The organism is Agromyces sp. NPDC058136 (assembly GCF_042884375.1).
In the GTDB taxonomy this organism is placed as follows: Bacteria; Actinomycetota; Actinomycetes; order Actinomycetales; family Microbacteriaceae; genus Agromyces.
In genome coordinates this window covers 352,383-367,100 of the sequence record NZ_JBHVUA010000005.1, presented here as the reverse complement: position 1 = coordinate 367,100, position 14,718 = coordinate 352,383, and the positions used below count along the sequence as shown (strand labels likewise).

The 14,718-nt window shown below is 71.2% G+C and carries 9 protein-coding genes and 1 rRNA gene; 7 read left to right on the top strand and 3 right to left on the bottom strand.

Annotated elements, in window-relative coordinates; all coding sequences use genetic code 11:
- Positions 1–94, top strand: a 5S ribosomal RNA gene (gene rrf, locus ACFVTX_RS15840); the annotation flags it as partial.
- A 116-nt stretch (positions 95–210) separates the two neighbouring features.
- Positions 211–2,124 (top strand): thioredoxin domain-containing protein, encoded by a 1,914-nt coding sequence (locus ACFVTX_RS15835; RefSeq protein WP_386901751.1) that lies wholly within the window; start codon positions 211–213, stop codon positions 2,122–2,124.
- A 66-nt stretch (positions 2,125–2,190) separates the two neighbouring features.
- Here ACFVTX_RS15835 and ACFVTX_RS15830 read toward each other — a convergent pair whose 3' ends face one another.
- A complete protein-coding gene (locus ACFVTX_RS15830; RefSeq protein ID WP_386901749.1) occupies positions 2,191–2,850 on the bottom strand; it encodes a GNAT family N-acetyltransferase in 660 nt (219 codons plus the stop codon).
- A gap of 17 nt (positions 2,851–2,867) precedes the next feature.
- Positions 2,868–3,905, bottom strand: a complete 1,038-nt coding sequence (locus ACFVTX_RS15825) for a LacI family DNA-binding transcriptional regulator (protein ID WP_386901747.1) — start codon at positions 3,903–3,905, stop codon at positions 2,868–2,870.
- A 214-nt stretch (positions 3,906–4,119) separates the two neighbouring features.
- Between ACFVTX_RS15825 and ACFVTX_RS15820 the strand changes: the two genes are divergently transcribed.
- The 5 genes from ACFVTX_RS15820 to ACFVTX_RS15800 all read left to right on the top strand — a co-directional run bounded on the left by ACFVTX_RS15820 (position 4,120) and on the right by ACFVTX_RS15800 (position 13,692).
- Entirely contained in the window at positions 4,120–5,391 is a 1,272-nt protein-coding gene (locus tag ACFVTX_RS15820; protein WP_386901745.1) for an ABC transporter substrate-binding protein, read from the top strand.
- A gap of 110 nt (positions 5,392–5,501) precedes the next feature.
- Positions 5,502–6,491 carry a carbohydrate ABC transporter permease gene (locus ACFVTX_RS15815; protein WP_386901744.1) on the top strand — a complete coding sequence of 330 codons (990 nt, stop codon included), beginning with the start codon at positions 5,502–5,504 and terminating at the stop codon, positions 6,489–6,491.
- Positions 6,488–7,402, top strand: coding sequence for a carbohydrate ABC transporter permease (locus tag ACFVTX_RS15810; RefSeq protein ID WP_386901742.1), 915 nt, complete (start codon positions 6,488–6,490; stop codon positions 7,400–7,402). Before ACFVTX_RS15815 ends, ACFVTX_RS15810 begins: the two co-directional genes overlap by 4 nt.
- Positions 7,399–9,261, top strand: a complete 1,863-nt coding sequence (locus ACFVTX_RS15805; RefSeq protein WP_386901740.1) for a glycoside hydrolase family 35 protein — start codon at positions 7,399–7,401, stop codon at positions 9,259–9,261. The genes ACFVTX_RS15810 and ACFVTX_RS15805 overlap by 4 nt, the downstream gene beginning before the upstream one ends.
- Positions 9,262–9,321: 60 nt before the next feature.
- Entirely contained in the window at positions 9,322–13,692 is a 4,371-nt protein-coding gene (locus ACFVTX_RS15800) for an endo-alpha-N-acetylgalactosaminidase family protein (protein ID WP_386901739.1), read from the top strand.
- A 103-nt stretch (positions 13,693–13,795) separates the two neighbouring features.
- Here ACFVTX_RS15800 and ACFVTX_RS15795 read toward each other — a convergent pair whose 3' ends face one another.
- A complete protein-coding gene (locus ACFVTX_RS15795) occupies positions 13,796–14,647 on the bottom strand; it encodes a phytanoyl-CoA dioxygenase family protein (RefSeq protein ID WP_386901738.1) in 852 nt (283 codons plus the stop codon).
- Positions 14,648–14,718: the final 71 nt, after the last annotated feature.

Sequence of the window (14,718 nt, the reverse complement as noted above, 5' to 3'; positions counted from 1 at the left end):
AACGCCCGGACACATTCCGAACCCGGAAGCTAAGACTCGCAGCGCCGATGGTACTGCAGGGGGGACCCTGTGGGAGAGTAGGACACCGCCGGACATTCATTCGAGAGAAGCCGCCAGCAGAGATGCTGGCGGCTTCACTTGTTTAACCACCCAACACAACCCCCACCGCACAACACCACCGATGTGCGTCAGGGCACGTACGCTGAAGACATGGGCACTCGTCTCGCGGACGCCGTGAGCCCCTACCTGCGGGCGCACGCCGGGAACCCCGTCGACTGGTTCCCATGGGGAGAGGCCGCCTTCGCGGAGGCCCGCCGGCGTGACGTTCCCGTGATGATCTCCATCGGCTACGCGACCTGCCACTGGTGCCACGTGATGGCGCGCGAGAGCTTCGAGGACGAGCTCACCGCACAGGAACTCAACGACCGCTTCATCGCGATCAAGGTCGATCGCGAGGAGCATCCGGATGTCGACGCCAGCTATCTCGCCGCTGCTTCCGCCTTCACCCGCGAGCTCGGCTGGCCGCTGACGGTCTTCGCGACCCCAGAAGGGCGCGCCTTCTACGCCGGCACGTACTTCCCTCCTCGCCCCCAACGCGGGATGCCGTCCTTCCGGCAGGTGCTCGGCGCCGTCGGGGAGGCCTGGCGCGAGCGGCGCGTGCAGCTCGAGGCGACCGCCGCGGCGGTCACGTCAGCGCTCAGCGAGGTGGCACTCTCGCACATGGGGGCGCCGCTCCCCGATTCCTCAGGTCTGCGCGAAGCGGTCGGGCGGCTCGAAGCCGAGGAGGATCGCGTCCACGGCGGGTTCGGCGGGGCGCCGAAGTTCCCGATCGCGCCCGTGCTCGGCTTCCTGGTCTCCGTCGGCGGCGAGGGACGTGCGCTGGCGCGCCGAACCCTCCTCTCGATGGCCGCTTCGCGGTTGCGCGACCTCGACGGCGGCTTCTTCCGCTATGCCACTCGGGCCGACTGGGGCGAGCCGCACTACGAGCGGATGCTGACCGACAACGCCCTGCTCCTCGACGTCGCCACCGAGCTCGCACGTGTCGCGCCCGACGACGTCGATCTGGCAGGGGTCGCCTCGGGGGTGGTCGACTTCCTGCTCGACACCATGCAGTTGCCCGCCGGGGGATTCGCTGCGGCGCAGGACTCGGAGAGCACGGTCGACGGCGTCCGCACCGAGGGCGGGTACGCCACCGCCGACGCCGAACGGCGGCTCGCCCTCGAGCCGCCGCCGCTCGACGAGAAGCTGCTCACGGGGTGGAACGGACTCGCGATCGGCGCTCTCGCTCGTGCATCGACCGCGCTCGAGCTCCCTGCAGCGCTCGACGCCGCGCAGCGGGCGGCCGCATTCGTGCTCGAGCGGCACCTGCGGCCCGACGGGGTCTTGCGGCGCGCATCGCGCGACGGGGTCGTCTCGGAGGCGCACGCGGCGCTCGAGGACGTCGGCATGCTCGCCGGCGGGCTCATCGAGCTCGGGCTCGCGTCCGGCGACGCCGCGGCGCTGCGGACGGCGCGGACGCTGATCGATGCGTCGCTCGCGGCCGCGGATGCCGCGGAGGCCGCGGATCCAGCGGCGGCTGATGGGCGCGAAGCGCCCGTGTTCGGAGTGCCCGGCGGCGCGGATCCGGTGCTCGAGGGCCACGGGCTCGCCCTGCCGACCGACCCCGCCGAGGGGGCTGCCCCATCGGGCATCACGGCGTGCGCAATCGCGGCCTGGCGGCTCTGGCTGCTCGGCGCCGGCGACCGGTATCGAGCGGCGGCCGAGCGGGCCATGCAGCAGCTCGCCGGCGCGGCGCTCGCCCGTCCCATCGCGTTCGGCGCCGCGCTCGAGCTCATGGCCCGCATCGCCGCGCCCGTGGTGCAGCTCGCCGTCGTCGTACCCCGACGAGCCGCACCGGGTGAGCCGCGCAGCGGCGACGAGCTCGTCCGGGCGGCGGTGGCGGCGGAGGCATCCATCACCGTGATCGTGACCGAGGCGGAGGCGGCCGCCCTCGCCGAGGCCGGATTCGAGTTGTTCGTCGGGCGGCACCTCATCGGCGGTGCCGCTGCGGCCTACCGGTGCCAGGAGTTCGTGTGCGCGCTGCCCGTCACCGATGCGACAGCGCTGCGTGCGCTCGGAGCCTGACCCGTCTCGATCCGGTTACATTCGAATGCGAGTTCGAACAGGTGTGGAAACTCCTGTGGATAACCCTCAGGCGCCGGTGACGCGACGGGCGCGCCACTCGCTGCGCAGCAGCCCGTAGAGCTCGCTCGACTGCCAGCCGTCGTCCCAGACGTCTTCGAGCTGCGTGCCCTCGAGGCGCATGCCGAGACGGCGGCAGAGCGCCCCCGATGCGGTGTTGCGCACATCGACGTGCGCGTTCAGGCGATGCGGACGGAGCTCCTCGAACGCCCACCGCACGACCTCGGCGATCGCCTCGGTCGCGAGGCCCCGGTTCTGGAACGCCGGGTGCAGCACCCAGCCGAGCTCGAGCTGGGCGTGCGGCGCGTTCGTGACGCGCAGCATCACATCGCCGACGACGCGATCGCGCGAGCGGGATGCCTCGTCGAGCCCAGTCGACGGTTCACCGCGCAGCGCCATCGCGAAGTGGAAGGCGTCGCCCGTCTCGGCGAGCCGGCGCATGCCCGCCCGCTTCAGGGTGTGCACGTGCGCCTCCTCGCGGCTTCGCACCGGCCACGGGATGTAGCGCAGCACCTCGGGCAGGCGCTGGTACTCCCAGATGTCGTCGCTGTCCTCGGGGGTGATCGGCCGCAACGTCAGGCGCTCGGTGCGCAGGGGGCCCGCGAGCGAATCGGCGTCGAACGGGAGTGCCATGGCTGGCGCGTCGTCGGGCGTGGGGGCGTCGGTCATCCTCCGACGCTAGCGGGTCAGCCGGCGAAGCGGGCCGTGCTGGCGCGGGTGATGAGGGTCGCGGCGACCTCGGTCGAGGCCGGCGGGGTGCTCGGGTCGTCGATGCGGCGGAGCAGGTGCTCGACGGCCAGCGCTGCGATCTCGCCGAACGGCTGGGCCACGGTCGTGAGCGCCGGGCTGCAGTACGCCGCGAGAGCGATGTCGTCGACGCCGACGACCGAGACGTCCTCGGGCACGCGGCGGCCGAGCTCGTGCAACGCGCGGATCGCGCCGAACGCCATCTCGTCGCTCGCGACGAACACGGCGGACGCCTCGGGGATGCGGCCGAGCAGGAGGCCCGCCTGGTAGCCCGACTCGGGGGACCAGTCGCCGTGCAGGAGCGGCGGGATCTCACGGCCGGCCGCGTCGAGTGCTGCGCGCCACCCGGCGGCCCGGCCGGTGGAGTCGAGCCACTCATCGGGGCCGGCGAGATGCCAGACCGTCGGGTGCCCGAGCTCGAGCAGGTGCTCGGTCGCGATGCGGCCCACCTCGAACTGGTCGATCGCGACGACCTCGCTCGAATCGGTGCGAGAGCCGTCGATCGTGACGGTGGGGATGCGCTTCGCGATGGTCTCGACGGCGTCGGTGCCCGTCGGAACCGGGACGACGAGGACGATGCCCTCGACCGACTGCTCCTCGAGGCGGGTCATCGCCGCGGCGATCGCCGCGGGGTCGAGCGAGCTCGCCGTCGAGATGCTGACGGCGTAGCCGGCACGGCGCGCGGCCGACTCGACGCCGTGGGTGACGGCCGAGCCCGAGTAGTCGGCGGTCGGCAGCACGACGACGCCGATGGTGCGGGTGCGGCCCGACGACAGCGCGCGCGCGGCGCTGTTCATGCGGTAGCCGAGGGCGTCGACCGAGCGGAGCACGCGTTCGCGTGTGGCCGACTGCACGTTGGGGTGGTCGCTCAGCACCCGGGAGACGGTCTGCGCCGAGACGCCCGCGTGATTCGCGACGTCGGCCATGCTCGGCGCGCGCGTGCGACCGCTCGCATCGAGCCGGCGGGTGCTGGTCATCGGGCCTCCAGGGTTGGTAGCGAAAACATGCTATCGCCCTTTCGCATCGGAATAGAAGGATACTTGCACGAAACCCAGACTTGTTATCGATAACAACATGTGGCACCATCGGAACACGCCCCGCGGACCCCGACCCCCGAGACCCGCGGCGGCCCGGAACGATTGCACGACGCATTCCGAGCTCAAAGGAGAGGCAGCAGTGAAGAAGACAGTCATGCGCACGGTAGGCATCACCGGCGCGTTGGGCCTCGGCCTGGCGCTCGCGGGATGCTCCGGAGCGACCGAGCCCGCCGCGTCGGGCCCCGCCGAAGTCACCTTCTGGGGCTGGGCGCCCGGCTACGCCGACGCCGTCGACGCGTTCAACGCCTCGCAGGACGACGTGGTCGTCACCTACGAAGAGGTCGCCCCCGGCGCCAAGGGCGGCTACGACAAGATGCTCAACGCCGTCACCGCGGGCAACGCCCCCTGCCTCGCGCAGGTCGGCTACGAGACCCTCACCAGCTTCGCCGCACAGGGCGCGCTCGAGGACGTCTCGGAGTTCGCGAACGAGAACCAGGACGAGTTCACCCCGGCCAGCTGGTCGTCGGTGAGCATCGGCGACGCCGTCTACGGCGCCCCCGTCGACCAGGGCCCGATGGCCCTCTTCTACAACAAGCAGGTCTTCGACGAGCTCGGCCTCGCCGTGCCCACCACGTGGGCCGAGTACCAGGCCGTGGGCGAGCAGCTCAAGGCCGCGGGCAAGTCGCTCTCGGCGAGCTACCTCAACTACGACTACGCCGGCTTCAACTGGCAGGCCGAGGCCCCGTGGTTCTCGGTCGACGGCGACAGCTGGAACGTCTCGATCGACTCGCCCGAGGGCCAGAAGGTCGCCGACTACTGGCAGGGCCTCACCGACGCCGGCCTCATCAGCCAGGCGCCCATGTGGGACCAGTCCTGGTACACCGGCCTCGGCGACGGCTCGATCGCGACCCACGTCGGCGCCGTCTGGATCGCAGGCGTCCTCAAGGGCAGCGCCCCCGACGGTGAAGGCAAGTGGGCCGTCGCGCCCATGCCGCAGTGGGAGGCCGGCGACGACAAGGTCGGCAACGTCGGCGGCTCGGCCACGGCTGTGCTGAAGGGCTGCGAGACGCCCGAGGCCGCCTGGGCGTTCGCGCACTTCATGAGCACCGACCCCGACACCTTCTCGGGTCTCGTCGAGGCGGCGGCGCTCTACCCCGCGGCGACCGATCTGCTCGACCTCCCCGCCCTCACCGAGCCCGACCCGTACTTCGGCGACCAGGTCATCTTCGACGTGTTCGCCGAGGCGTCGCCGCACGTCACCACCGGCTGGACCTGGGGCCCGAACATGCCCGAGACCGTCGGGTTCCTCGACGACGGACTCGGCAAGGCCTGGTCGGCGCAGGGCACCTTCGCCGACGCGCTGAGCGGCACCCAGCAGCAGACCGTCGACGCGCTCGAGGCCCAGGGCCTCTCCGTCACGGAGTAGCCGCCGGGTACGCGGGTCGGGGCGGCGCGAGCCGCCGCCCCGACCCCGCCCCGAGGCATCCGCACTCGAACCCCAAGCCCCGACGCACCATCGCAACGACGCAGGACGACATGGAAACCTCATCGACTCGGGCGGTCACGACCGCCGACACCGGACCCCGCGGCCTCGGCCGACGCGGCGCCGGTGACCCGGCACCGGGCGGCACGGCCCGCGCCCGATCGGGCGGCCGCTGGCGCACGCCGCTGCTGTTCCTCGCCCCGTTCGGCGTGCTGTTCGTCGCGATGTACCTCGTGCCGATCGTCTACGCATTCGTGCAGAGCCTCTTCACCCTGCAGCGCTCGGGCCTCGGGCTCGAGGCGCCGACCCTCGAGTTCACGCCGCTCGCGAACTACGCCCGCCTGCTCGGCGACACCGAGTTCATCGCCTCGCTCGGTCGGGTCGCGCTCTTCGGCCTCGTGCAGGTGCCCGTCATGCTCGGCCTCGCGCTGCTGCTCGCGCTCCTCCTCGACTCTCGCTCGGCCCGGGGCAAGAGCTTCTTCCGCCTCGCCGCGTTCCTGCCCTACGCCGTGCCCGGCGTCATCGCGGCCGTCATGTGGTCGTTCCTCTACTCGCCCGTGACGAGCCCGATCAACACGCTCCTCGAGCGGGTCGTCGGCACCGGCATTCCCTTCTTCGCCCCCGAGATCGTGCTGTGGGCCGTCGCGAACATCGTGACATGGGGGTGGACGGGCTACAACATGCTCATCATCTACTCCTCGCTGCAGACGATCCCCGCCGAGACGATCGAGGCCGCCCGCCTCGACGGCGCCGGCCCGATGCGCATCGCCTGGAGCATCAAGATCCCGATGGTGCGCCCCGCGCTCGTCCTCACCGCCGTCTTCTCGATCATCGGCTCGGCCCAGCTCTACAACGAGCCCAAGGTGCTGCAGACCATCTCGGGCGGCGCGATCAGCAACACCTTCACGCCGCTCATGGCCGCGCAGGCCCAGGTCACCGCGCAGAACTACCCCTACGCCGCGGCGCAGTCGGTCGTGCTCGCCCTCCTCGTCGGCGTGCTCTCGTTCGCCTTCTTCAAGCTCACGAATCGAGGCGAACGATGACCGCCCCCACCCTGGCGTCGGCCACGCGCACGCCGCGATCGGACCGGCCGGATGCCTCGCGCCCCCGCCGTTCGAACCGTGACGCGAACCTCGCGAGCCGCCTCGGCGTCTTCGCCCTCCTCGGCATCTCGGCGTTCTACTTCATCATGCCCATCTGGTGGCTCGTCGTCGCGTCGACGAAGCCCGCCGGGCACCAGTTCTCGGAGCCCGGCCTCTGGTTCGACGGCTTCGGGCTCTTCGAGAACATCGCGCTCGTCTTCGCCGAGAACGACGGCATCTTCGGGCGGTGGATGCTGAACAGCGTCTTCTACGCGGGCGTCTCGGCCGTCATCGGCACGCTGCTCTCGGCGATGGCCGGCTACGCCCTCGCGAAGTACGAGTTCCGCGGTCGCGGGATCGTCTTCGGGGCGATCCTCGCCGCCGTGCTCATCCCGAAGGTGATGTTCACGCTCCCGCTCTTCCTCCTGTTCAACCAGGTCGGCCTCCTCAACAACCCGCTCGCCGTGCTGCTGCCGAGCATCGTGAGCCCGTTCGGCGTGTACCTCGCGCGCGTGTTCGCGGCCCAGTCGGTGCCCGACGAGCTCATCGAGGCCGGGCGGATCGACGGTGCGGGGGAGTTCCGCATCTTCTTCTCGATCGGCGTGCGCATCATGTCGCCGGCGCTCGTCACGATCTTCCTCTTCCAGTTCGTCGAGGTGTGGAACAACTTCCTCCTGCCGCTCATGGTGCTGAACGACAGCGCCCTGCAGCCGGTCACGGTCGGCCTCGTCGGCTGGGCGGGCAGCAACGGGCAGGTGCCCGCGGGCACCGTCGTGGTCGCAGCGCTCCTCTCGGTGGTGCCGCTGATCATCGCGTTCCTCGGCCTCCAGCGCTTCTGGCGTGCCGGCCTCACGGCGGGGGCGGTCAAGTGAGCGCGATCCACGGTGCGCCCCTCACCGCGGTGGGTACGGTGCTGTCCTTCGCCGACGGCGCGTTCCTCCGCGACGGCCGACCGCACCGGGTGCTCTCGGGCTCGCTGCACTACTTCCGCGTGCACCCCGAGCAGTGGCGCGATCGCCTCGAACGACTCGTCGCCCTCGGCCTCAACACGGTCGACACGTACATCGCATGGAACTTCCACGAGCGTCGCCGCGGCGAGATCGACTGGGCGGGCTGGCGGGACCTCGAAGGCTTCATCGCGCTCGCCGGAGAGCTCGGGCTCGATGTCATCGTCCGCCCCGGCCCGTACATCTGCGCCGAGTGGGACAACGGCGGGTTCCCCGCGTGGCTCTCGGGCACCCCGGGGATGCGCCTGCGGTCGAGTCATCCGGCCTATCTCGACGCGGTCGACCGCTGGTTCGACGAGCTGCTGCCCCGCCTCGCGCCGCTGCAGGCGGCCCATGGCGGACCGATCGTCGCCGTGCAGCTCGAGAACGAGTACGGCAGCTACGGCGACGACGCCGACTACCTGGCGTGGCTGCACGACCGGCTCCTCGCCGGCGGCATCACCGAGTTGATCTACACGGCCGACGGTCCGACCGAGCTCATGCAGGACGGCGGCAGCGTGCCCGGCGTGCTCGCGACCGCGACCTTCGGCTCGCGCGCCTCGCAGGCCGCGGAGATGCTGCGCGAGCGTCGGGACGGCGAACCGTTCATGTGCGCGGAACTGTGGAACGGCTGGTTCGACCACTGGGGCGACCCGCACCACGTGCGCACCCCAGCCGGGGCCGCCGGGGTCGTCGCCGACATCCTCGCCGAGGGCGGATCGCTGAGCCTCTACATGGCGCACGGCGGCACGAACTTCGGCCTCTGGTCGGGCGCCAACCACGACGGCGAACGCCTGCAGCCGACGCAGACGAGCTACGACTCGCACGCGCCCATCGCCGAGAACGGCGAGATCACCGAGAAGTTCCGGCTCATGCGCGAGCTGCTGGCGGATGTCACGGGGCAGGTGCCGCCCGTGGCATCCGCGACGCCGCCCGTGCTGCCGGCGGGGACGCTGCCGCTGCGCCCGATCGCCGGTCTCCTCGAGACGCTGCGCACCGCCGGCGAGGAGGTGCGCACCGCGATGCCGCCGAGCTTCGAAGAGCTCGGCCTCGACGCGGGGCTGGCGCTCTACCGCGCCGAGCCGATCGTGCCGCGGGGCGGCGCGCTGCTCACCGTGCGCGGGCTCCGCGACCGGGCCGTGGTGTTCGTCGACGGCGTCCGCGTGGCGGTGCTCGACGCCGAGCAGGCGGCCGCAGGGGTGCGGATCGGCGACGGCGGCGACGGCGACCGCGCTGGCGACCGCGCTGGCGACCGCGGTCGGGCGGTCGTGCTCGAGCTGCTCGTCGAGAACCAGGGCCGCATCAACTACGGGCCGCTGCTCGGCGAGGGCAAGGGGATCCTCGGGGGTGTGCAGCTCGACCGCCGGCTCGTGCAGCGGTGGACGACGCGGGCGCTGCCGCTCGACGAGTGGGGCGCGGAGACCCTCGCCGAACTGCACGGTGCCGGGACGGCGCTCGCGACTCAGGACGGGTTCGCCACCGCGGTGCTGCACCTCGAGGAGCCGGCCGATGCGTTCCTCGCGTTCCCGGGGTCGGGCAAGGGCTTCGTGTGGGTGAACGGGTTCCTGCTCGGCCGCTACTGGGAGATCGGCCCGCAGCTGACGTACTACGTGCCGGCGCCGCTCCTGCGCGCGGGCGAGAACCTCATCACCGTGCTCGAGCTCGAGCGCCTCGGCGACACCGTCGAGCTGCGCGAACGAGCCGAGCTCGGACCCGAACAGGAGTACATCGAGACCTTCGACTGAACTGCGCCGTCGGCGCAGGTCGATATGGACGCGTCGACTCGACGCGGAATGGAGACGAAGATGCCTTCATCACGCCCACCGGGCCGCCTCTGGCGCCTCGGACTCGCGTGCGCGGTTGCGAGCGGAGTCGTCGTGCCGCTCGCGGCGACGCCCGCGATGGCCGCCGAGAGCACGACCACCGCGCGCGCCGCCGAGTTCACCGCACCGGTGCCCGGCGCGTCGTTCGGGTTGCGCAGCGATGCGCTCGCGGTCGTCGCGGACGCCGCGTTCCCGCAGGTCGTCAGCTACACCGACCGCCGCACCGGAGCCGTGCTGCACGGCAACGGCACCACGATCGGGACGGTCACGATCAACGGCGCGAACCAGCCGGTGACCGTCGTCTCGCGCGCCGACGGTCGCACGGCCGTCGAGTACGTGCTGACGCCGAGCGCGCTCGCCGGGGTCTCGATCGAGGCGCGCCTGTCGGTGAAGCGCAACGTCGTCACGATCGAGGTCACGAAGATCGTCGACCCCGACCGCGTCGTGCAGACGCTGCAGATCCCCGATCACCGGCTCGTCACCGTCTCGTCGGCCGAGACGGGCACGGCGATCGCCGCGGCGAACCTGTCGGTCGACCGCAACGCCTCGGGCGACGTGTTCCTGCCCGTCACCGCGTCGACGCCGCTCGACGCGTCGCCCCAGGGTTCGAACACGATCATCGCGAACACCGGCGAGCTCGCCGCCGCATTCGCGACGAACGCGCTCTACGACACCTCGTCGGGCGCGAGCAACAAGGACTCGGGCAACTTCTGGCGTCAGGCCGTCGCCGCTGGCGACGGGGTCGAGGTCGGCATCGCGAGCGGCCCGTGGCTGTACCGTCCGAAGGGGCAGGATGCCACGGCGGAGCTCCCGTGGGTCAAGGTCGCCGTCACCCCCGACGCCAACGGCGACCAGGTGGTCGACTGGCAGGACGGGGCGATCGCGATGCGCGACATCCGGATCGCCCCCGCCAAGGGCGAGCAGACGCCCGAGAACGTGATCACCCACATCCCCTTCAACTTCGCCTCGCAGGCGACGCACCCGTTCCTGCGGACGCTCGACGACGTGAAGCGGATCGCCCTGAACACCGACGGACTCGGCCAGGTGGCGATGCTCAAGGGCTTCACGAGCGAGGGCCACGACTCGGCGAACACCGACTACGGCGACAACTTCAACGAGCGCGCCGGCGGACTCGCCGAGCTCAACGCCGCCGTCGAGGCCGGGAAGAAGTGGAACGCCTCCTTCGGCGTGCACCTCAACGCGACCGAGATCTACCCCGAGGCGAACTCCTTCAGCGACGAGATCGCGGACGAGAACGCCAAGGGATGGAACTGGCTCGACCAGTCGTACTACATCGACCAGCGCTACGACCGCGCCTCGGGCGAACTCGACCGCCGCATCGGCGAACTCGCCGAAGCGACCCATGACAACCTCGACTTCGCCTACATCGACGTCTACTACGAGCACGGCTGGCTCGCCCAGTCGCTGCAGGACTCGCTCGTGAAGCACGGGTTCCGCGTCGGCTCGGAGTGGGCGGACAAGCTCGCCGAGAACAACACCTGGTCGCACTGGGCGAACGACGAGAACTACGGCGGCTCGTCGAACAAGGGCGTCAACTCGCAGATCCTGCGCTTCGTGAACAACACCGAGGCCGACGTGTGGAACCCGCACCCGCTGCTCGGCACGAGCCACATCGTCGAGTTCGAGGGGTGGACGGGGCAGAACGACTTCAACGCGTTCCTCGGCAACGTGTGGACCGCGAACGTGCCCGCGAAGTTCCTGCAGCACCACGAGATCGAACGCTGGACGGCCGATCGCATCGACCTGGCCGACGGCGTGAGCGTCACCGGCACGAGCGCGGCCGACCGCGTCATCACGGTCGACGGCGCCGAGGTGCTGCGCGGCGACAGCTACCTGCTGCCGTGGTCGTCGAAGGCGGGCAAGGACGCCGACAAGCTCTACCACTACGCCCCGGCGGGCGGTCAGAGCACATGGCAGCTCACCGGCGACTTCGCGGATGCCGCGTCGCTGCAGCTCTTCGCCCTCGGCGACACCGGACGCACCAAGGTCGCCGACCTGCCCGTCGTCGACGGTGCGGTGACGATCGACGCCGAGGCGGGCCGACCGTACGTGCTCGTCGCGGGCACCAAGGCGACCGCCGCATCGAAGCTGCCGAAGAAGGCCGCGTTCGGCCAGGGCACCCAGGTGAAGGACCCCGGGTTCAACGCCGGAGCCCTCGACGACTGGAACCCGAGCGGCGCAGCGAGCATCGAGCGCGACGCGCTCGGTCGACGCGCCGCCGTGCTCGGCGCGGGCGCATCCTCGATCAGCCAGAAGCTCGGCGAGCTCGAACCCGGCACCTACGCGGTCTCGGCCGACGTCGGCATCGCGGCGGGCCAGACGCGTGAGACGACCCTCTCGGTCGACGTGCGCGGCGACGACGGCGAGGACGCCTCGACGAGCGTCGACTCCTCGGGCGCGGTCAACTACGTGGCCGCCGACGAATGGCACGGCACGAACGTGCAGCGCCTCCGGACCTTCGTCACGGTGACCGCCGACACCCGACCGACGCTCACCATCGCGGCCGGCGACGGCGAGGCGCTCGTGCACGTCGACAACGTGCGCGTCGTCGCGACCGACGACCCGGTGCCCGGCGGCGAGGTGCTCGTCGACGAGGACTTCGAGGTCGTCGACCAGGGCTGGGGCCCCTTCTTCAAGGGCGACTCGGGCGGCTCGACCGACCCGCGCACCCACATCGCGAAGCGCAACGAACCGTTCACCCAGCAGGGCTGGAACGGCCGCGCCTTCGACATGGTGCTCGACGGCGACTTCTCGCTCATGGCGCACGAGGAGAACCGCGGGCTCGTCTACCGCACCTCCGAGTACTCGGTGCCGTTCGAGGCGGGCCACCGCTACCGGGTGTCGTTCGACTACCAGAGCGGCGTCGCGGGGGCGTACTCCTTCGTGACGGGCGTCGACCAGCTCGTCGACGGCACGGCGACGACGCTCGACCTCACCACGACGGACTTCGGCCAGGTGCTCGAGACCACCCGTTTCGAGCACGAGTTCGACGCGCCGGCGTGCGGCGACCCGTTCGTCGGGCTCCGACGCAACGCCGTCGGCGGCACGGGCTCCGACCTCATCCTCGACAACCTCCGCATCGAGGACCTCGGCGAGAGCGAGACCCCGGCGGCCTGCGCGAAGCTCACCGTCGCAGGGCCCGTCAGCGGGCTCGTGCCCGGAGAGGCGAACACCGTCACCACCTCGTTCACCAATCACGAGGCCGAGGCGGCGACCGCCGTCACGACCGAGCTCGTGGTGCCCGAGGGCTGGACGGTGACGCCGACCGCGCCCGTCACGACCGCGACCGTCGCACCGGGTGCGACGGTACGGACGAACTGGCAGGTCTCTGCGCCGGCCGACCTCGAGCAGGGCGACCACGACATCACGGCCCGCACCGAGTACACGGTGACCGGCGGCACGCGCGCCGTCGAGGCATCCGCGTCGTTCCGCACCCTGCCCGCCGGGCTCATCCCGCAGTCGCGACTCAGCGTCGCGGGGGTCAGCGACGCCGAACCGGGCACCGGCGACGGCAGCCCCGGCGCGGCGATCGACGGCAACCCGGCCACGATGTGGCACTCGGCGTGGTCGCAGGTCAACCCCGACACCCCCTACCCGCACTGGATCTCGCTCGACCTCGGCGACCAGTACCGGGTCGACGGGTTCGACTACCAGGTGCGCCGGGGCAACGGGTCGATCAAGGCCTACGAGCTCTACGTGAGCAGTGACGGCAGCAACTGGGGCACGCCCGTCGCGAGCGGGGACTTCGCGAGCACGGCCGCCGTGCAGCACCTCTCGTTCGCGCCCGTCGACGCGCGCTTCGTGAAGCTCGTCGGGCTCAGCTCGATCAACGGCGCCGCCTTCGCCGGGGCGAACGAGCTCAACGTGTGGGGCGTGCGCGAAGCCGCGCCGATCCCGCTGCCGAAGGACGCCATGACCGTCGTCGACGTCGACTCGGAGGAGACGGTGGGCGAGAACGGCGCTGCCGCCAACCTCCTCGACGGTTCGGCCTCGACGATCTGGCACACGCAGTGGCTCGGCGGCTCGCCCGCCTTCCCGCACCACGTCACCGTGGACCTGGCGTCGTCGACCGAACTGCGCGGGATCTCGATCCAGCAGCGCTCGGGCACGGAGCCGAACGGCCGGGTCAAGGAGTACGAGGTGTACGTCAGCGACGACGGCGAGACCTGGGGCGCCCCGGCGGCCTCGGGCGCACTGGCCGCGACCGGGACGCAGAACGTGATGTTCACGGCGCCCGCGACCGGACGGTACGTCAAGGTCGTCGCACTGAGCTCTCACAACGGGTTGCCTTGGGCGGCACTCGCCGAAGTCGAGTTCTTCGGCACCGAGTGAGCGACGTGACGCCGGCCTGATTCGGGTCGGCCGGCGCCACGGCGCGAGCGCCCCCGCGATCCTCACCGCGGGGGCGTTCGTGCGTCCGGGATCGGCCGTTCGCTCAGAGCCCGTCCCGGTCGTGCCAGTGCTCCTGCCATCGCCAGTCGATCGGTTCGGAGGCGCGCTGATACCGGATGTCGGTCGAGAGGCGCATGCGGCCTCCGGTGTCGACGTTGTCGAGCCCCGCGTGCACGATGTGGGCGGAGTGCACCATCACGTCGCCGGCGGCGTAGTCGGTCACGAGCCATCGCGCGTCGTGCCGCTCGGCGAGGCCGGGCAGGTCGGCGGTGATCGACGCCGCCGGATGCGGCAGGCCGCCGGCCGCCTCCTCGGCCATGACCCGGTGGTGGCTGCCCTCGAGATAGGCGAGGCCGCCCCGGTCGAGCGGGACGTCGCCGAGGGGGATCCACATCGACAGCACGCGATCGCTGCCCTCGCGCAGGTACACGAGGTCGTAGTGGGCCTGCGTCGCGGTGCCGATGCCGCGCTCGCCGGGTTTCGTGTGCCGGATGATCTTGCGCCGGTGCAGGTGCACCTCGTCGTCGAGGAACCAGGCGAACCAGTCGGCGACGCGCGGCGCGGCGCAGAGGGCCAGGTACTCGTCGCCGGGGACGATCTCGTCGAAGAGGATGCGTCGATACGAGCCCCGGTCGAGGTCGCGATCGGCCGCGATGCCGTCCTCGGGGTCGCTGCCGTCCGCGATGAGCCCCGTCGGTTCGAGCGCCGCGAAGTAGTGGCGGCGGAAGGCGAGCACCTCCGCGGGATCGAGGTGGCCGGTCAGGTAGAGGTAGCCGTCGCGGCGGAGCCGTGACCAGAGCGCCTCGCGATCGCCGCGCTCGGCCGCGGGCACGGGCTCGAGGCGCCCGAGGCGGTCGGGGCGGTCATCGAGGACATAGCCGTTCGAGGTGAGCATGAGGCAATGCTCGCCCGTCGCGGTCGGACACTCCATGGACTCGTGCAATGAACCACTTGGACTATCGTTGC

Bases quoted from the DNA above. Each gene is read 5' to 3' on its own strand.
- ACFVTX_RS15835 (WP_386901751.1), top strand. From the start codon at position 211: ATGGGCACTCGTCTCGCGGACGCCGTGAGCCCCTACCTGCGGGCGCAC.
- ACFVTX_RS15830 (WP_386901749.1), bottom strand. From the start codon at position 2,850: ATGACCGACGCCCCCACGCCCGACGACGCGCCAGCCATGGCACTCCCG.
- ACFVTX_RS15825 (WP_386901747.1), bottom strand. From the start codon at position 3,905: ATGACCAGCACCCGCCGGCTCGATGCGAGCGGTCGCACGCGCGCGCCG.
- ACFVTX_RS15820 (WP_386901745.1), top strand. From the start codon at position 4,120: ATGCGCACGGTAGGCATCACCGGCGCGTTGGGCCTCGGCCTGGCGCTC.
- ACFVTX_RS15815 (WP_386901744.1), top strand. From the start codon at position 5,502: ATGGAAACCTCATCGACTCGGGCGGTCACGACCGCCGACACCGGACCC.
- ACFVTX_RS15810 (WP_386901742.1), top strand. From the start codon at position 6,488: ATGACCGCCCCCACCCTGGCGTCGGCCACGCGCACGCCGCGATCGGAC.
- ACFVTX_RS15800 (WP_386901739.1), top strand. From the start codon at position 9,322: ATGCCTTCATCACGCCCACCGGGCCGCCTCTGGCGCCTCGGACTCGCG.
- ACFVTX_RS15795 (WP_386901738.1), bottom strand. From the start codon at position 14,647: ATGCTCACCTCGAACGGCTATGTCCTCGATGACCGCCCCGACCGCCTC.